Below are 15,574 nucleotides of genomic sequence, written 5' to 3'. Positions count from 1 at the left end.
GCGTCCGCTGGGGTATCATGTCGGCCCGCTTGATGCATTCATCGCGGGCTGTTAGCTCAATCGGTAGAGCAGTGGCCTTTTAAGCCATTGGTTCCGGGTTCGAGTCCCGGGCAGCCCACCATCTCTCCTCGACTCAATGGACGCCTTTCCTGCATTCTTATCGGTGCGGCAATCGGCCGCATGGCGCCCGGATGGTTCTGCCCGTAGTCTGTCCGGTGTGAATCGCTGCTGTTCGTCGCTGGGCGAGCGGTGATATCTGAAATGGAGGTGGATGATGTCCGCAACGATGCCGATGCCGATCCCCAGAACGATTGCCGTTCTGATTCTTGTCTTGGCTGTGGGGTTGGGCGGCTGGGCCGCGCAGGAGCTGGGACACTATTTGGATGTGATCTGCGTGGTGCGCGGGGAATGCTATGGTCGAACCGATTGGGTGTACTGGATAAGCCTCGTGCCGCCGTTGATTTTGACCGGCGTCTTGTCGTCCGTTCTGGTGGTAGTGCTGGCCTGGAGCGCCGGAACGCGGTTCGTGCTGCAATTGGTGGGACGCGGTGGAATGCCTGAACCCGCCGTGACCCGATCGATCACGCGGGTGAGGCATGGGCTCGTCGGTGTGGGTGTCTTGTCCATGATCGGATTCGGCGCGTTGGCTGTCTGGTTTATGCAAGTCTGAATCCGCGTCGATGGACGCGCCCGTCGAGCCGGGAGTGTGCCCCATCGCCTGGCGGCGATGGGCTTGGCCCGCATGGCGTTCGGCAATCGTTCGGACGGGCGCGGCTCCGGCGTTCGGTGTCGCTACGGGGCTGCGATGGGAACCCCCATTCGGCTCAGCGTATCTCGGGCTTGCTTGCCGACGGGACTGTCCGACTGGGCTGCGATGCGCAGGTGTTCAATCGCCCGCCCACGGTCACCTCGGGCCAAGGCCAATTCTCCCAATGCGTTATGCGCCGTCGCGGTGGGCAGCAGCGTCAGGCTTTTTTCCAGGTATTGCATCGCCGGCGCATCGCGCTTCAATGCCTTGGCGGCGAGCCCGGCTCCCACGTAATGCTGATAGTAACCACCGTCGAGCGCCAGCGCACGTTCATAGTCGGCCAAGGCTTCTGAGGGGCGCGACTGCTGCAGGGCCAGATAACCTTGAAGGCCGTGGAACAGGGCTTCTCTCGGTTGTGCCTTGACGGCCTGGGCCACCAGGGTTTGCGCTTTCTCGAAGTTCTTTTTGCCTACGGCTTCCACGGCTTGATCATAGGCTTCGTACGCCGGCTGGTCCTTCAGGAGTGTTGCGATGCGATCTCTATACCGTTCCGCATTGAGTTCGCCCCTGATCCCCAATTGCTGGGCACGCAGGCGATTCTGGGCGACCCGTTCGGCAGACGGTGGATGTGAGGCGAGCAGCCCGTCGAGCCACCCCGTTTGACGCCCCTCCGACAAGCGGACGAAGGTTTCCTGCAGTGTGACCGCGGCCGACGGGTCGTAGCCCGCTCGCGCCATATAGGCCATGCCATAGTAATCCGCTTCCAGCTCGGCTTCCCGGCTGTAGCGCTGATTGAGCACCGAGGCAGCCAGCGCAGCCGTGCCGACTGCAAGCGGACCGTAGCGGTCATCGGCGCTGCCGGCAGCGGCGGCAACGGCCATCACGCCCGCTTGGAGCAGTAATGCACGTTGCATCTGCTGCGCGCTGTGGCGTGCGGCCGCGTGGGTGATTTCGTGACCCAGGACAGCCGCCAGTTCGGCTTCGTTATTCAGCTCGGTCAACAGCCCCCGATTGACGGCAAGCTTCCCGCCGGGCATCGCCCAGGCGTTGGGAATGGAGTTGTTCAGGACCACGAATTCATAGGGCAGCGGACGATCGGAGACGGCTGCCAGTTTTTGGCCCACTTCCTGAACATAGGCACCGACTCGGGGGTCGACTTTGTACAACCCGCCTTGCATCTGTTGGGCCGGAACGTAGTTCTGTGCGCCCAGGCTGACTTCCTGTTCGGTGGAGATGATGTTGAGTTCATTCTGGCCCGTGACGGGATTGACGGCGCAGGCGGTGAGCACCGATAGCAGAATGCACCCGGACAAAAGACCGATCACGCGTCGCATGCAATAAAGTCTCCGAATTGAAGGCAAGGAGGGGCAGTTGCGCATCCGCCGTGTGCAAGGGTATCTGCGACAACTTTTGCCGATGTTTCCAGTCTACACTGCCATAGGGAGTGAACACGACGCGTTACCGTAGCAGGAGTTCGGGATGATGAATGGCAGACACGGCCCGCGGGTGCATGGATGGTTCTTGGCCTTGACCTTGATATTACTGGTTGCCGTGAGTGGGGCGCCGGGTGTCCAGGCGAGTGTTCCGGCGTTGCCGCTCCCCGGGGAGATTCGGGCACTTGGGAATGACTGGCAGATGATGGGGAGCGCTCGATTCCGAAAGTATTTCATCAATGTCTATGATGGCCGACTCTGGGTCACAGCCGGCGCATTCGACTGGCAAGGGGTATACGCGCTCGATTTGACCTACGCTTTGGACTTTAAGGCCCGTGATCTGGCCAAACGCTCGGTCGACGAGATGCGGCAGATCGGCGAGATCAGTGATGCGCGGCTTGTCGAATGGGAGGGCGTAATGCGCAGGGCTTTTCCTGATGTCAAGGCCGGAGACCGCCTGATTGGCGTTAACCTGCCGGGTCGGGAAACCCGCTTCTACTTGAACGGCACACTCTTCTCGACTGTTCCCGACCCCGCGTTTGGCCGCGCCTTTTTCGGTATCTGGCTCGATCCGCGGACCAGTGAGCCGGCATTTCGCAAGGATCTGCTTGCCGGAGCGGGTGCATGAGTCAGCCCAAAACGCGAGACGAGCCGATTGATCGGATTCGGATCGACCGCTGGCTGTGGGCCGCGCGCTTTTTCAAGACCCGTTCGCTGGCCACCGAGGCGGTGGGGGGCGGAAAGGTGCATTGCAATGGACATGCCGTAAAGCCCGCGCATCTGGTGCGGATCGGCGATCGTCTTCGCATCCAACGCGGACAGGAACGCTATGAGGTGGAGCTCCTTGGACTGGATGTCCGTCGGGGCCCGGCCAGTCAGGCGGCCGCTTTGTATCTGGAGACGCTGCAAAGCCGCGCCGCGCGTGAACAGAATCGGGAGAACCATCGGCTCGCACCCCCGCCCGATCCGGGCCAACGGCCTGATAAACGAATGCGACGGCGTCTGCGTGCCCTGTCTCAGCGCTTCTGATCTGCCCGGGGTCGGTCGCTTTCGGTATACTGGGCCGGTTCCGTCACCGCCCGTAGGAACCTATTGTGCCGATGGATGTGCGCACACCACCAGTCGCCGTGGACCTGATCATCGAGATGACCGATCGATCGGAGCCCTCCATCGTGCTGGTGGCACGTCGCTATCCGCCGCTTGGCTGGGCTTTGCCCGGTGGCTTTGTCGATGTGGGTGAAACGCTGCCGGAAGCTGCGCGCCGCGAAGCTAAAGAAGAAACCGGCCTGTCGGTTACCCTGAAAGCACTGCTCGGATGTTATTCGGACCCGTCCCGTGACCCCCGCGGGCACACGGTAAGCGCTGTATATGTCGGGACCGCGAGCGGCATGCCGCAAGGCGCGGATGATGCTCGGGACGCCGCTGTCTTCACCCGCGCAAACCTGCCTGATCTGGCATTCGATCATGCCCGGATCGTGGCGGACTATTTCGAATTCTATCGGGCCGGCCGCCCTGTTCCCCTGGACTGAGGAGAATGGATCGGGCCCGAGGATTTGACTCTCTGCCGGCGCCGATCCGCCGCTGGAGTAAAACCAGGAGACCGTCTTTGGAGCGACCCTCCGAGGCGGGATGTTTCAACCCCCGGGCTGATCACCCGGTCCAGGAGAAGCGCTACTCATGACGTATCGTCACATTCGAATGCCCGCACAGGGAGACAAGGTTCAATTCGACGCCAATGGCCGGCCTAAAGTGTCCGATCAACCCATTCTCGGCTATATCGAAGGCGATGGCATCGGCCCGGATATCACGCGGGCCTGTCTGCGGATCTGGGATGCTGCAGTGGAGGTCGTTTACGGCGGACGCCGCAAGATCCACTGGTGCGAGCTGTTTCTTGGCGAAAAGGCTGCTTCTCTTTACGACGGCAACTATTACCCCGAGGAAACGCTGACGGCCTTGCGCGAGCTTGGCGTTTCGATCAAAGGTCCGCTGACCACCCCGGTCGGCGGCGGGTTCCGGTCACTGAACGTCTCGTTGCGCCAGGATCTCGATCTGTATGCCTGTGTGCGGCCGGTGCGCTACTACAGCGGCGTGCCTTCGCCCGTGCGCGAACCCCAGCTGATCGATGTGGTGATCTTTCGCGAAAACACCGAGGACGTCTACGCCGGTATCGAATATGCCTCTGGAACGCCGGATAACAAGAAGCTCGCCCAGTTCCTGCGTCAGGAAATGGGGGCAGAGTTTTTCGAGGACGCCGGGCTCGGCATCAAACCCATCAGCCCCTTTGGCACCAAGCGACTGGTACGTCAGGCGATTCAGTATGCCATCGATCATGGCCGCGAGAGTGTGACGCTGGTCCACAAGGGCAACATCATGAAGTACACCGAAGGTGCATTTCGTGGCTGGGGTTATCAGGTTGCCCGCGAGGAGTTCGGCGACCGCACCATCACCGAGACCGAGGTGTTCGAGGAGCATGGCGGCAAGGTCCCCGAAGGCAAGATCGTCATCAAGGATCGCATCGCCGACATCATCTTCCAGCTGATGCTGCTGCGCCCACAGGAATTCGATGTGCTCGCCACGATGAATCTCAACGGCGACTACCTGTCCGATGCCATCGCGGCCCAGGTCGGTGGGGTCGGCATTGCGCCCGGTGCCAACATCGGTGATGGCGTGGCGGTGTTCGAGGCCACGCACGGGACCGCGCCGAAATACGCCAACCAGGACAAGGTCAACCCGGGCTCGCTGCTGTTCAGTGGTGTCGACATGCTGGACTATATCGGCTGGACCGAAGCCGGCGACGTCATCCGCGAAGCCTTCCAGGACGTCGTCCAGGATAAAGTCGTCACTTACGACTTTGCGCGCCAGATGGAAGGCGCCCGCGAAGTGGCGACCAGCGCCTTTGCCGATGAAATCATCAGTCGTATTCATGCCGGTATCGATGTGCAGGCACGCGCTGAAGCACGGCGACAATGGCGTCTGGAAAACCGCCAGCTGCGTGAAAGCCGGCGGATCACCGCACCCATGGAGGCCATGCTGGAATCCGGTCGGAAGCCGACTGCCATTGGCCATATCATGACGCGCAAGCTGGTGACGATTGCGCATGATGCCACGATCGATGATGCCGTTCGGGTCATGCGCGATCACGGCGTGAGCTCGGTTATCGTGGAGCCGCATGATGGGCTCGGTTGGGGGATCCTGACGCGGCGCGATGTGATGGGGCGCGTTGCGCAGGCTGGACGCAATTCGGCTGAAGTGACAGTGGGCGAAATGGCCACCACGCCGGTCATCACGGTTCCGATGACCGAGCCGATCAGTGCATGCATCGATCGCATGATCAAGCATCGAATCCGCCGCCTGCTGGTGGAAGAAAACGGCAAGGTCATCGGTATTGCCACGGAAGCCGATATGGTCAATGCCGTCGAACTGTTCAACTGGATTCGGGCTGAATGAGTCTCGGGATCGCGTCCCGGCTGCTTTGACACGTCCGTTTGCCTCATCGCCGGCCCCTTTAGGGCCGGTTTTTTTGCAAAGGAATCCGGGCGCAATGCGAGGCACTTCGGCGCTATGGCGCGGTAATGGCGGCCGACCCAGTCTGCGGCTTGGTCAGAACGCCTGCCGGTAGCGCAGCCCTATGTGGTCGATCCCCTCGTTCTCACCCCCGATCACCCATTTGTGGGACATGTGATCATAGAACAGGCCCATGGATCGACCTGAGGTGATCCGATAGCCGATTTCCATGCCGAGACGGGGGAGCATCCGCACACCGAAACCGCAGTCACTTCTCGTCTTGCATCCCTGTTTGTCCTTGCTCAGAGGACCGTCGTGAACGGCGAGGCTGACGATGCCGTCGAGGAAGCCCCGCGGCGTATCGTACAGCCGCCAGCTCAGGCCGCCATACGCAGCGCTCGTATCTCCGTTGAAATTCAGGGTGGTGCCGAGATGCGGCCGCACGCTGTATGGGATAATCGACAGTGGCACAAACTGGATTTCAACATTGAGGTCGACGCCGTCTTCGTGGCGGTCACTGAATGGTCCACGGTCATGGGCAAGCACGCCGACGGCATAGAGGGGCGCTGCGTGTAGTGTGACCGCTGGGTTGCTGAGCAGGAGCAGACGCAAGAGCAACCCGAATCGGTTCGACTTCATGAGCGATCGAGGCATCCCACCTCCTCTGATTCTCGAAATCAATTCAGTAACAGAAACCCACAATGGTCGCGGTCGGTGGCGAATCCCACGAGCCAACCACGTGATTGAAGCATGGATCGTTTGAGGGAATCTTGCTTGAGCGCAAGGATCGCTGCGCGGCGATCGGGGCCGTTTTTCGGGCGTGGGGATAAACAGTCCATAGACCCGAATATCGCCGGGGGGACGCGTTCGAAGATGAGGTAACGGTGCCCCATGGGGTACGGGTGGACACGTCATGAAACAGAAAAAGCCGCCGGGGTTACCGGCGGCTTTTTGAATGTCGATCCGGTGCGGATTGGGGATCAGGTGGTCTGTGACCCTTGCGCTTGAGTAAGCCGGGTCAATTCCGCGATACGGGCCACACACTGGACTGCGAAACCGCCGAGTGCGTAGATGCCCCAGGCCAACACTACAAAGCCCCAATGGATCGGCGCCGCGAAAAGTTCTTCGGCATAGAAGAACGTGTGGCCCCACTCGTTCAGACCGAGATTGGGCATGATGAGGATTGGTCCGGCGACGACCAGGGACAACGGAATGGAAACCCGCTGGGTGAACTGTGGGAGTCGCGTATGGACCCACACCCAGGCGAAGGTGAGCCCCACTAGTGCTGCGGGAATGGCGAAATAGAACAGCGCGATGTGCGTGGGGGTGAAGTCGGTGTCGCGGATGGTCGTCTGGTGCCACGCCGCATCAGCTTCAACGAACAGGCCGAAGATGACCGCGGCCAGAATGCTGGCCATGGCCAACAGCGTCAGGACATAGTAATAGCGTTTCAGCTCTTCCTGCGGGGTGATTGCCATGATGTTGCGGTCGCGGGTGAACCACAGAACGGCTACGGCAATGGCGCCGATCAGCGGGATGACTGTCATCTGGACATAGAACAGACTCATCCAATAGGTCTGGAATTCCGGTTCGAAATAGTCCATTCCGACCGTAAAGGAGTAATTTTGCTGGTACCAGCGATAAACGCCGAACACAAGGCCGGCGAGAATACCGACGCCCAGGGCAAACATCCATGGCCCCCGAATGGAGGGGGCCGCTTCAGCTGGGGCAGCAACGGCCCTACTGGATGGCATAACCGCACTCATGTCTATCTCCTCGTTACTTAGAACCGCCATTAAAAAGCTAAAAAACCATGATCTATGTCATGTATCGACAAACACTAGGGTATCTTGAACGAGCGGTCAAGTGTTTATTGGGTTACCGTTCAAGACGGCGGAACGGGCGGTTCGATCGCGCGGCTGAGTGGTTATCCGGTACTGTGGTGGCCCCATGCCGACGTTGAAAGATGCGCTGTCGGTGGTGCGGGCATTATCCAAGCTGGGTGTCTGCTCGCGCACCGAAGCCGAGACGGCTGTTCGAACCGGGCGGGTGGCCGTGAACGGCCGGATCGTTCGGGACCCAATGAGCCGAATCAAGCTCGACGCCGATCGTTTGACGCTGGATGGGATGCGGGTAAAAGCAGCGGCGCCACGATATGTGATGCTCAACAAGCCGCGTGGATTGGTCACGACCCGCCGCGATGAGCAGGGCAGGGCGACCGTCTATTCCGTACTCGGTGACGCTGCGGCATGGCCCGGGCTCTCCCCCGTGGGACGCCTGGATCGTGCCAGTGAAGGGCTTCTTTTGTTTAGTAATGATCACCAATGGTCGGCCGGTGTAACGGCACCGGGAAGCGGATTGGAGAAGCGATATCACGTCCAGGTGGACGGCATCGCTGATGCCGCGCTGCTGTCGGCCTTGCGTGTGGGTGCGGATTGCCAGGGAGAATGGTTGCATGTCACGGCGGCGACTCTGTTGCGGCAGGGCGCGAAGAACAGTTGGCTGGAACTGGGGCTGACCGAAGGGCGCAACCGCCATCTGCGGCGGCTGTTGGCCGCATTCGGGTTCAATGTGCGTCGGCTCGTGCGTGTCTCCATCGGCCCCCTGAGGCTGGGAGATTTGCCCAAGGGTGCGTGGCGCCTTCTTGAGCCCGAAGAGGTCGCGCAGTTGGGCGCGAAACCCGCAGATCCAACCCCGCATTAATCCGCGGCGAGTACCCGTATCCGCCGTGCCGCCTCTTGGGCATGCTCTCGCGCCTGCCCGATGGTTTCCCCACAGGCCAGCGCGACCCCCATGCGGCGTTTGGGGGTCGCCAGCGGTTTTCCGAACAGGCGCAGGTCGCTTTCGGGCACAGCCAAGGCGTGCTCGACGCCCTCGAAGGCGACGCCGGGCGCATCGGTGCCGCCATAGATCACGGCGCTGGCCGCTTGACGTTGAAGCCGGGTGTCCACTGGCAAGCCCAGAATTGCGCGTGCATGCAGGTCGAATTCGCTCTGACGCTGGCTGGCCAGGGTCACCAGCCCGGTGTCGTGCGGGCGCGGGCTGACCTCGCTGAACCACACCGCATCACCGCGAACGAACAGCTCCACGCCGAAAACGCCGCGTCCGCCGAGGCGCGCGGTGATGCGGCCGGCGATGTCGCGCGCTCGCTCGAGCGCAATTGGCTGCATCGGTTGTGGCTGCCAGCTTTCGACATAGTCGCCGTCGACCTGACGATGCCCGATGGGTTCGCAGAAGCGGGTTTGGATATTCCCTGCAGCATCCAGCGTTCGGACGGTGAGCAGCGTGATTTCAAAATCGAAATCGATCCATTGCTCGGCGATGACGCGCCCGCGATCCACCCGTCCACTGCGGGCATGGGTCCAGGCTGCCGCGACGTCGCGTTCGCTTCGGACGACCGACTGGCCCTTGCCGGAAGAGGACATCACCGGCTTGACCACACAGGGCAGGCCGATGCCACCGTTGATCGCGGCGCGCAGCTCATCCTCGGAATCGGCGAAGGCGTAGCCGGATGTGGGCAGGTTCAGTTCCTCTGCCGCCAAACGGCGGATGCCCTCGCGTTGCATGGTCAGCCATGCCGCCTCGGCCGTGGGGATGACCTGGGTGAGGCCTTCGGATTCCAGTTCACACAGGGTTTCGGTGGCGATTGCTTCAATTTCCGGAATGACCCAATGCGGCCGCTCACGGATGATGAGTGCACGCAGGGCGGGGCCATCGGTCATGTCCAGGACGTGGGCGCGATGGGCGAGCGCATGGCCAGGCGCATGCGCATAGCGATCCACGGCGATCACCTCGACCCCGAGACGCTGAAACGCGATGATTACCTCCTTGCCCAGCTCACCTGCACCCAGCAGCATGACGCGGGTGGCGGAAGGAGTGAGGGGGGTGCCGATGCGCATGGAGGATCTCCGCGATAGGTGTCGCTAAAAGCGCGATTCTAGCCCAAAGGATCAGCGACGCCGATGTCACGCGGGCGTTTACGACGCTGGGCGTGCCCTGGGGTATGATGTGGGCCTTTTGCAAGCCTTCCGCGGGAGGTGGGGCCATGGAGTCCATGGATTCGATTGAGACGCTGGTCCATGTCATCCGTGAACTGGCGGCCGATGGCTTTTCGCCGGCCACGGGTGGCAATTTTTCGATGCGTGAAGGCTTGGACCAGTTTTGTATCACGGCCTCGGGATGCGACAAGCGCCGGGTGAGCGTCGGCCAGTTTATCCGCCTGCCAGTTGCCGGCGCGCTCGCCACCACCGACCCACTGCCATCGGCCGAGACCGCGCTGCACCAGCGGCTCTATCGGCTCGACCCAACGATCGGCTGCGTGCTGCATACCCACTCGGTTGCTGCTACCGTCCTTTCTCGCCTTGACCCCAATGACACGCTGGTCTTGCGCGGCTATGAAATGCAAAAAGCGATTCGGGGGCAGACGACCCACGAGGCCACGCTTGCGCTGCCGCTGTTTGACAATACCCAGGACATTCCGGCGCTGGCTGACCAACTGGCTGTGCGCTGGGAAGCCGAGGGTGGATTGCCGGGCGGCTTTCTGGTGCGTGGCCACGGGCTTTACGCGTGGGGGCGTACGGTCGCTGAAGCCCGGCGCCATGTGGAAGGTTGGGAGTTCTTGCTGAACTGCCTGCTTCAGGAACGTTTACTGGAGGCCCGTCAATGAGGATCCAAGCCGTTGTGACCGATATCGAAGGCACGACCACCGATATCGGCTTCGTGCATCGGGTGCTGTTTCCCTATGCCGCGCGTAGGCTGCCGGCCTACGTCGCGGCACATCGCGACGAGCCCGCGCTGCAGGCGCTGCTGGTCGAGGTGGCTGCGGCAAGCGGTCAGCCCGCGGCCAGCGAGGCCGCGGTGGTGGATCAGCTGCTGGAGTGGATCAAGCTCGATCTTAAGATGACGCCATTGAAGACCTTGCAGGGTTGGATCTGGCGCGAGGGCTACCAGCGCGGCGACTTTACCGGCCATGTCTATCCGGATGCTGCTGTTTGCCTGCGTCGCTGGTCTGCGGCCGGGCTGCGGCTCTATGTCTATTCGTCCGGCTCGGAAGAGGCGCAGCGGCTTCTGTTCGGGCATAGCAACCATGGCGATCTGACGCCCCTGTTCGGGGGTTACTTCGATACGCGCGTCGGCGCCAAGCGCGAGGCCGAAAGCTATCGCCGGATCGTCGAGGCGATCGGTATCGCGGCGGATCGCACTCTGTTCTTGTCGGACATCGAATCCGAACTCGATGCAGCGCGAGCCGCAGGGCTCGAAACCTGTCTGTTGGCGCGCGGTGGTGGATTGACGAGCGATCATCCCATTGCCGCAGATTTTCACCACATCCCGCAGCTGAAGGAGGTTGCCTCATGAGCCGCCTGACCGTTTATTCCGAGAATGACGCCGCACATCCCACACTTGAGACCGAAGATGGCGAAACGATTCGCCAGACGCTGGCCGAAGCCGGAGTGCTGTTTCGCCGTTGGGCAGCGACGCAAGCGCTGGATGAGCGCGCCGACGAGTCGGTGATCCTCTCGGCTTATCGCCCGGAAATCGATCGGCTGATCGCCGAGGCGGGCTATCAGAGTGTCGATGTGGTCAATATGTACCCAACGCACCCGGACCGCGCCGCGCTGCGCGACAAGTTTCTCAGTGAACACACCCACGGCGAGGATGAGGTGCGCTTTTTCGTGGACGGCGCCGGGTTGTTCTGCCTGCATCTGAATGGACAGGTCTATGCTGTCTTGTGCACCAAAGGGGATTTGATCAGTGTGCCGGCAGGAACCCGGCACTGGTTCGACATGGGATCGAGCCCGCGGTTTACTGCCATTCGCCTGTTCAACAATCCGGATGGATGGATTGCCCAGTTTACCGGCGATGCCATCGCCGATGGTTTTCCGCGCCTGGCGTGATGGGCATGGGTTTTGCCAAGACACGGGACCCGGTCTCGGCGGGCGCCGGGATTTCAGCCGGCATCCGTTGGCCCGCTCGTTTGGTGGCTTAGTCGTCGCAGCGATGCCCGAAGGTCGCGAGGCCCTCGGCGAGATAATCCGCGACCATGGGCGTGCTGAGAAGGTATTCCGCCGTGCGGCTTGTGGCGCTTCGTGTCGCCTCGGTCAGGGCTTCGGTCCACTCGCGCTCACCATAGTCACCGCGGCCGACCCACATGAGCGCCACGAGGGTCGCCTGTTGGTCGGGTTCGAGATCGTCGATCACGATTTTCACTTCTCGATAGGTGAGATCGTCCTCGTGGTCGGCCAGCACCTGCAGTGCCCAGTCATCGCTCCAATCACCCTCCGGTTCGGGAATCGCGACGGCTTCCTTGGCATGGAATTCCTTGAGTCTGGTGATCAGAGTGCAGACAGTCTCGGTATTCAGATCCGGCGTTTCCATGAATCCTCCCGTATCACAGCAGTTCACTCGTATCGTGGGTCGGGTACCAGTGTAAGTGGCCTTGGCCATCGATGCCCAGAGGGTCCCCGAGCCCAAGGCTGTTCTGCGTCAACTTTTGCCGCAGCCCTTCGGCCCGCTCGCGCTTCGCGCCATGCAGACGGAACCCTGATCGGTGCAGTGGTACCCGTTCCAGATGCTGCAGGCGCGTATCGGTCAGGCGGACCAGATAGCACAAGGCGAGGCCGGGACGATAACGCTCAAAGCCCCGGATTCCCTCATAGTCGTTGAGCAAGTCGCCGCAGCCATAAAAAAGTTGGGCGGTCACGATAGATTTCGATTCCCAGCGGATGATGCGAAGAATGGTCGTGGACCACCGCTACCCCGGCCCGATCGATCAATCCAGGAGCGAATGCGCGATGGCCTTATGGAATGGCATCCTCCCAATTTCCGACCCAGTGAACCAAAACGATGATCGTATCACCCGGTTTCCGGCACCGATCCAGATGTTCGCTGATGTCCTCAATCAAGTGTGCACCGACAGATCGGCCAGTCGCGCAATGCCCGGGGTGTCATCGCGCGCTGCCCATTCCGGCGGAATGCCGCTGCTGGGACAGCCAACGGCGAACACTGTGATCCGTCCTAGGTCCGGTCGATCCAGCACCGCCGGCTGCCAGGCTTCGTGGGCATTGCGCCCGGCGCCGGCGGTGATCGAGTCTCGCCAACGCGTCGCCCCAGAGGTCGATAATAAAGTGGGTGGCACGCCTGATCGGCCCCCGCGCCGCCGCCAGCGCGCCATAATCGGCGCCGATCGGAGGCAGGGTTCGAAGGTCTCTGGCGGGCTGGGAGAGTGGAGGATCTGGTCGATGCCCATCCGGTCATGATATCGCCGGCCATAAACAGTGTGATGGGTCGGAATGGCGGGTCGATCGCACCGGGGTCCTTGTGCGGGTGGGTGCCAACCGTGAACACGGGGTGGCGGTGCACACGTCACGGATGATCATCCATGGTCAACAAGGACTTGAGGAAATTCGGCAGGTGCCCACACGGGGCCTGCCTGACGGTCATCCGAGCGGGCGAAGCGGCCCGATCGGAATTGCGAAGATGGTGCCGGCGAGAGGAATCGAACCTCCGACCTGCTGGTTACGAATCAGCTGCTCTACCGACTGAGCTACACCGGCCTGTGAGGGTCGCTAGGATACCCTTTTCAGCTGATTTCGAAAATCCCTCTACCCGATCGGCGCATCAATGCTGCGGGATCGGCCGTGAACGCTTGAGTCGCGGAAACAGTAGCGGCGTGCTGTCCCGGTAGCGGGCGTAGTCCGAGCCTAGGTTGCGGACCAGATCGCGCTCTTCGTAATACAGGCCGATCAGGATGTAGAGCGTCAAGCCGCCCGCCAGGAAAAGATGGCCAATGGTCATATAGGGGGTGACCCAGAACAGCAGCAGCATACCCAGCATCATGGGGTGGCGCACGTAGCGATATAGCAGGCCCATCTTGAATGGAACGGGTGTATAGGGCAGTCCCTGATCGTGAATATAGGCTTGGCGCAGGCCAAACAATTCGAAGTGGTCGGTCAGAAACGTCGACCACACGGCGATGATGCCGCCCAAGGCGAGCAAGATCAGACACAGCGTGACGAAGGGTTGCCAGGTGACGTGCCAGATTACCCCGGGCATCGGCTGCCAGAATCCCATGAGCACGAAAATCGCTACTCCGGACGCGACGACATAGGCGCTGCGCTCGAGGTGTTCCGGTACGATTCGCGTCCAGCGCCGCTTGAAACCCGGGCGGACCATGATGCTGTGCTGCAAACCGAACAGCGCGATCAGGCCGGTATTGATGGCGACGGTTTGTCCCCAACCGCCACGCAGTTCGCCGGTTCCAGCGGTCCAGGGCAGCCATAGGTCATGCAGGAACACGATCAGGGCGCCCAGGCTCGACAACGAAAACAGGTAGGCCGCTATCGCCAGGGGCAGTGCGCGTCGCGATGACATGGTGGATTCGCCTCCGTGTGAATCACATCGTTGATCGGGGTCGCGGAAATGCCGGTGTTCAAGGTTCGCTATGAGGTTGGATCAGGATGTCCTTGAGCGGTCGGCGTGGGGTTGCTTCGGGGATCTCGGCAGCCGTCCCCACGACGATCAGCGCGATGGGCTGCAATCGGTCTGGAAGCTCCAAGGCGGATCGCACGGCATCTTCATCAAAATTGCCGATCCAGGCGCTGGCCAATCCTGCCGCAACAGCGGCAAGCTGCGCGTAACTGGCTGCAATGGTAGCGTCCTGTATTGCGTAAAGCGTTCTGCCACGCTCGCCATAGCGCATGGCGGCGCGTTCCGGGTCGGTGCAGAACACCAGACAGAGCGGCGCTTCGGTCAGGAAACTCTGATCGCCACTTGCGGCTTGGAGCGCTTGGCGCTGCTCGGCGGTCGTTGCAACGGCGATCCGATAGGATTGCAGATCCCCGGCCGAAGGTGCGGCACAGGCCATCTCCAGGATGGCATGCAACTGCTCTCGGGAAACCGGTTGGTCACGACGGTAGTGCCGAACCGAATGGCGGTGCCGGATGGTCTCGAAAAAATCCCACATCGGCTGGTTCTCCCTCGCGGTGGCCCGCAGATCAGCCGGTTTGGCCGCTAGCCTGTTCCCGCAGCGACCGAACCTGCTGCTCCATGTCCGACAGGCCCAGGGCCTTGTAGGAAGCGATCAGGATGTCAAGGGCTGGCAGGACGGCCTCGGTTCCCGAGAATTCCGCCAGTATATCCTGCGCACGATTGGCTGCGGCGACGTAGGTGCCGCGCTTGAGGTAGTAACGGGCGACCGCAAGATCATGTCGCGCGACCCGGTCTTTCAGGAACAGCATGCGCTGACGGGCATCGGCGGCGTAGGGGCTGTCTGGATGGCGACGCAGGAGGTTGTCGAACGCCACGAAGGCACCACGAGCGTATTGCGTGTCGCGTTCTGCGCCGTCGATATTGAACCATTTCCAGCGCAGATTGCTTTCGAGCAGCCCCAGAGTGCGTTCGAAATTGATCCGCCCCTGCATGTACAGCGCATAGTCGGCCGCCGGGTGGCTGGGATACTCACGCAGGAACCGCTGTGCCGTGGCGATGCCCTGTTCCCATTCGCGCTGACGGAAGTAAGCGTAGATGAGCTCGATCTGTGCCTGCTGGGCATAGGTTCCGAACGGATAGCGCGATTCGAGGGCGTTGAAACGCTTGATGGCGCCGTCGAGGCTTCCATTCTCAAGCGCCTGATGGGCTTCCTGATAGATCTCTGCAGCAGGCCGGCTGGTGTTGACCTCCGGCACTTCATCGCCATTCTCAGGATCGTCTGATCCTTTCGGCAGATACGATAGAAGCGAACAGGCCGACAGACTCAGGCCAAGCAGCGACAGGAAAACGAGGCGGGCAAAGGAATGCATGGTTTAGACTAACGCTCGTAGCCGGCCAAGCCGGGTCAAAGAATTTAACGGAGTATATCAAAGCCCTTGGCTCACATCCCCTGTCCCTCCGA

At 61.4% G+C, this 15,574-nt stretch carries 19 protein-coding genes and 2 tRNA genes; 10 read left to right on the top strand and 11 right to left on the bottom strand.

The features are described 5' to 3' along the window. Nucleotides 1-45: 45 nt before the first annotated feature. Both E4680_RS08755 and E4680_RS08750 read left to right on the top strand, forming a co-directional pair. A tRNA-Lys gene (locus E4680_RS08755) sits at nt 46-121 on the top strand. 153 nt (nt 122-274) lie between these two features. Next, nucleotides 275-670, top strand: coding sequence for a hypothetical protein (locus E4680_RS08750; protein WP_135282027.1), 396 nt, complete (start codon nt 275-277; stop codon nt 668-670). Nucleotides 671-792: 122 nt separating this feature from the next. Here E4680_RS08750 and E4680_RS08745 read toward each other — a convergent pair whose 3' ends face one another. Next, nucleotides 793-2,082 carry a M48 family metalloprotease gene (locus E4680_RS08745; protein ID WP_135282026.1) on the bottom strand — a complete coding sequence of 430 codons (1,290 nt, stop codon included), beginning with the start codon at nt 2,080-2,082 and terminating at the stop codon, nt 793-795. Nucleotides 2,083-2,227: 145 nt separating this feature from the next. Here E4680_RS08745 and E4680_RS08740 point away from each other — a divergent pair, with 145 nt between their 5' ends. The 4 genes from E4680_RS08740 to icd all read left to right on the top strand — a co-directional run bounded on the left by E4680_RS08740 (nt 2,228) and on the right by icd (nt 5,628). Continuing rightward, nucleotides 2,228-2,809: a chalcone isomerase family protein gene (locus tag E4680_RS08740; protein ID WP_135282025.1), complete on the top strand. Its 582-nt coding sequence runs from the start codon at nt 2,228-2,230 to the stop codon at nt 2,807-2,809. Further along, nucleotides 2,806-3,210 (top strand): RNA-binding S4 domain-containing protein, encoded by a 405-nt coding sequence (locus tag E4680_RS08735; RefSeq protein WP_135282024.1) that lies wholly within the window; start codon nt 2,806-2,808, stop codon nt 3,208-3,210. The genes E4680_RS08740 and E4680_RS08735 overlap by 4 nt, the downstream gene beginning before the upstream one ends. 71 nt (nt 3,211-3,281) lie before the next feature. Continuing rightward, entirely contained in the window at nt 3,282-3,710 is a 429-nt protein-coding gene (locus E4680_RS08730; RefSeq protein WP_205688849.1) for an NUDIX domain-containing protein, read from the top strand. Between the two features lie 148 nt (nt 3,711-3,858). Beyond that, nucleotides 3,859-5,628 (top strand): isocitrate dehydrogenase (NADP(+)), encoded by a 1,770-nt coding sequence (icd, locus tag E4680_RS08725; protein ID WP_135282022.1) that lies wholly within the window; start codon nt 3,859-3,861, stop codon nt 5,626-5,628. A gap of 153 nt (nt 5,629-5,781) precedes the next feature. On the opposite strand, the gene E4680_RS14070 is transcribed toward icd, so the two are convergent. Both E4680_RS14070 and E4680_RS08715 read right to left on the bottom strand, forming a co-directional pair. Beyond that, the gene (locus E4680_RS14070; protein ID WP_167792455.1) at nt 5,782-6,339 is read right to left on the bottom strand and encodes an acyloxyacyl hydrolase; all 558 of its coding nucleotides are present in this window, start codon (nt 6,337-6,339) and stop codon (nt 5,782-5,784) included. A gap of 326 nt (nt 6,340-6,665) precedes the next feature. Beyond that, nucleotides 6,666-7,451 (bottom strand): methane monooxygenase/ammonia monooxygenase subunit C, encoded by a 786-nt coding sequence (locus E4680_RS08715; protein ID WP_167792454.1) that lies wholly within the window; start codon nt 7,449-7,451, stop codon nt 6,666-6,668. A 184-nt stretch (nt 7,452-7,635) separates the two neighbouring features. Here E4680_RS08715 and E4680_RS08710 point away from each other — a divergent pair, with 184 nt between their 5' ends. After that, on the top strand, nt 7,636-8,388 hold the full coding sequence (locus E4680_RS08710) for a pseudouridine synthase (RefSeq protein ID WP_135282019.1): 753 nt from the start codon (nt 7,636-7,638) through the stop codon (nt 8,386-8,388). On the opposite strand, the gene purT is transcribed toward E4680_RS08710, so the two are convergent. Then, complete coding sequence (purT, locus tag E4680_RS08705) at nt 8,385-9,584, bottom strand: formate-dependent phosphoribosylglycinamide formyltransferase (protein WP_135282018.1); 1,200 nt, start codon at nt 9,582-9,584, stop codon at nt 8,385-8,387. The genes E4680_RS08710 and purT overlap by 4 nt on opposite strands. Nucleotides 9,585-9,730: 146 nt before the next feature. On the opposite strand from purT, the gene E4680_RS08700 reads away from it, so the two are divergent. The 3 genes from E4680_RS08700 to E4680_RS08690 are packed head-to-tail and all read left to right on the top strand — an operon-like array spanning nt 9,731 to nt 11,579. Continuing rightward, nucleotides 9,731-10,351, top strand: a complete 621-nt coding sequence (locus tag E4680_RS08700) for a methylthioribulose 1-phosphate dehydratase (protein WP_135282017.1) — start codon at nt 9,731-9,733, stop codon at nt 10,349-10,351. Next, nucleotides 10,348-11,040, top strand: a complete 693-nt coding sequence (mtnC, locus tag E4680_RS08695; protein ID WP_135282016.1) for an acireductone synthase — start codon at nt 10,348-10,350, stop codon at nt 11,038-11,040. Before E4680_RS08700 ends, mtnC begins: the two co-directional genes overlap by 4 nt. Beyond that, nucleotides 11,037-11,579 (top strand): 1,2-dihydroxy-3-keto-5-methylthiopentene dioxygenase, encoded by a 543-nt coding sequence (locus tag E4680_RS08690; RefSeq protein ID WP_135282015.1) that lies wholly within the window; start codon nt 11,037-11,039, stop codon nt 11,577-11,579. The genes mtnC and E4680_RS08690 overlap by 4 nt, the downstream gene beginning before the upstream one ends. Nucleotides 11,580-11,667: 88 nt before the next feature. Here the strand turns inward: E4680_RS08690 and E4680_RS08685 are convergent, their stop codons facing one another. The 7 genes from E4680_RS08685 to E4680_RS08650 form a co-directional block, all read right to left on the bottom strand. Then, nucleotides 11,668-12,060, bottom strand: a complete 393-nt coding sequence (locus tag E4680_RS08685; protein ID WP_135282014.1) for a DUF3775 domain-containing protein — start codon at nt 12,058-12,060, stop codon at nt 11,668-11,670. A 13-nt stretch (nt 12,061-12,073) separates the two neighbouring features. Continuing rightward, entirely contained in the window at nt 12,074-12,385 is a 312-nt protein-coding gene (locus tag E4680_RS08680; protein ID WP_135282013.1) for a hypothetical protein, read from the bottom strand. Nucleotides 12,386-12,583: 198 nt separating this feature from the next. After that, the gene (locus tag E4680_RS08670; protein WP_135282011.1) at nt 12,584-12,856 is read right to left on the bottom strand and encodes a hypothetical protein; all 273 of its coding nucleotides are present in this window, start codon (nt 12,854-12,856) and stop codon (nt 12,584-12,586) included. 306 nt (nt 12,857-13,162) lie between these two features. Then, nucleotides 13,163-13,238, bottom strand: a tRNA-Thr gene (locus E4680_RS08665). Nucleotides 13,239-13,302: 64 nt separating this feature from the next. Then, a complete protein-coding gene (locus tag E4680_RS08660; RefSeq protein ID WP_135282010.1) occupies nt 13,303-14,055 on the bottom strand; it encodes a methyltransferase family protein in 753 nt (250 codons plus the stop codon). A gap of 58 nt (nt 14,056-14,113) precedes the next feature. Then, nucleotides 14,114-14,647: a nitroreductase family protein gene (locus E4680_RS08655; protein ID WP_135282009.1), complete on the bottom strand. Its 534-nt coding sequence runs from the start codon at nt 14,645-14,647 to the stop codon at nt 14,114-14,116. Nucleotides 14,648-14,678: 31 nt separating this feature from the next. Next, a complete protein-coding gene (locus E4680_RS08650) occupies nt 14,679-15,482 on the bottom strand; it encodes an outer membrane protein assembly factor BamD (RefSeq protein WP_135282008.1) in 804 nt (267 codons plus the stop codon). Between the last annotated feature and the right edge of the window lie 92 nt (nt 15,483-15,574).

It is taken from the genome of Candidatus Macondimonas diazotrophica (assembly GCF_004684205.1).
In the GTDB taxonomy this organism is placed as follows: Bacteria; Pseudomonadota; Gammaproteobacteria; order UBA5335; family UBA5335; genus Macondimonas; species Macondimonas diazotrophica.
The sequence above is the reverse complement of the archived record's forward strand: the minus strand, read 5'-3'. Positions and strand labels throughout refer to the sequence as shown.

Coding starts and splice junctions, on each gene's coding strand:
- E4680_RS08750 (WP_135282027.1), top strand. CDS start 275: ATGTCCGCAACGATGCCGATGCCGATCCCCAGAACGATTGCCGTTCTG.
- E4680_RS08745 (WP_135282026.1), bottom strand. CDS start 2,082: ATGCGACGCGTGATCGGTCTTTTGTCCGGGTGCATTCTGCTATCGGTG.
- E4680_RS08740 (WP_135282025.1), top strand. CDS start 2,228: ATGATGAATGGCAGACACGGCCCGCGGGTGCATGGATGGTTCTTGGCC.
- E4680_RS08735 (WP_135282024.1), top strand. CDS start 2,806: ATGAGTCAGCCCAAAACGCGAGACGAGCCGATTGATCGGATTCGGATC.
- E4680_RS08730 (WP_205688849.1), top strand. CDS start 3,282: ATGGATGTGCGCACACCACCAGTCGCCGTGGACCTGATCATCGAGATG.
- icd (WP_135282022.1), top strand. CDS start 3,859: ATGACGTATCGTCACATTCGAATGCCCGCACAGGGAGACAAGGTTCAA.
- E4680_RS14070 (WP_167792455.1), bottom strand. CDS start 6,339: ATGCCTCGATCGCTCATGAAGTCGAACCGATTCGGGTTGCTCTTGCGT.
- E4680_RS08715 (WP_167792454.1), bottom strand. CDS start 7,451: ATGAGTGCGGTTATGCCATCCAGTAGGGCCGTTGCTGCCCCAGCTGAA.
- E4680_RS08710 (WP_135282019.1), top strand. CDS start 7,636: ATGCCGACGTTGAAAGATGCGCTGTCGGTGGTGCGGGCATTATCCAAG.
- purT (WP_135282018.1), bottom strand. CDS start 9,584: ATGCGCATCGGCACCCCCCTCACTCCTTCCGCCACCCGCGTCATGCTG.
- E4680_RS08700 (WP_135282017.1), top strand. CDS start 9,731: ATGGAGTCCATGGATTCGATTGAGACGCTGGTCCATGTCATCCGTGAA.
- mtnC (WP_135282016.1), top strand. CDS start 10,348: ATGAGGATCCAAGCCGTTGTGACCGATATCGAAGGCACGACCACCGAT.
- E4680_RS08690 (WP_135282015.1), top strand. CDS start 11,037: ATGAGCCGCCTGACCGTTTATTCCGAGAATGACGCCGCACATCCCACA.
- E4680_RS08685 (WP_135282014.1), bottom strand. CDS start 12,060: ATGGAAACGCCGGATCTGAATACCGAGACTGTCTGCACTCTGATCACC.
- E4680_RS08670 (WP_135282011.1), bottom strand. CDS start 12,856: ATGGCGCGCTGGCGGCGGCGCGGGGGCCGATCAGGCGTGCCACCCACT.
- E4680_RS08660 (WP_135282010.1), bottom strand. CDS start 14,055: ATGTCATCGCGACGCGCACTGCCCCTGGCGATAGCGGCCTACCTGTTT.
- E4680_RS08655 (WP_135282009.1), bottom strand. CDS start 14,647: ATGTGGGATTTTTTCGAGACCATCCGGCACCGCCATTCGGTTCGGCAC.
- E4680_RS08650 (WP_135282008.1), bottom strand. CDS start 15,482: ATGCATTCCTTTGCCCGCCTCGTTTTCCTGTCGCTGCTTGGCCTGAGT.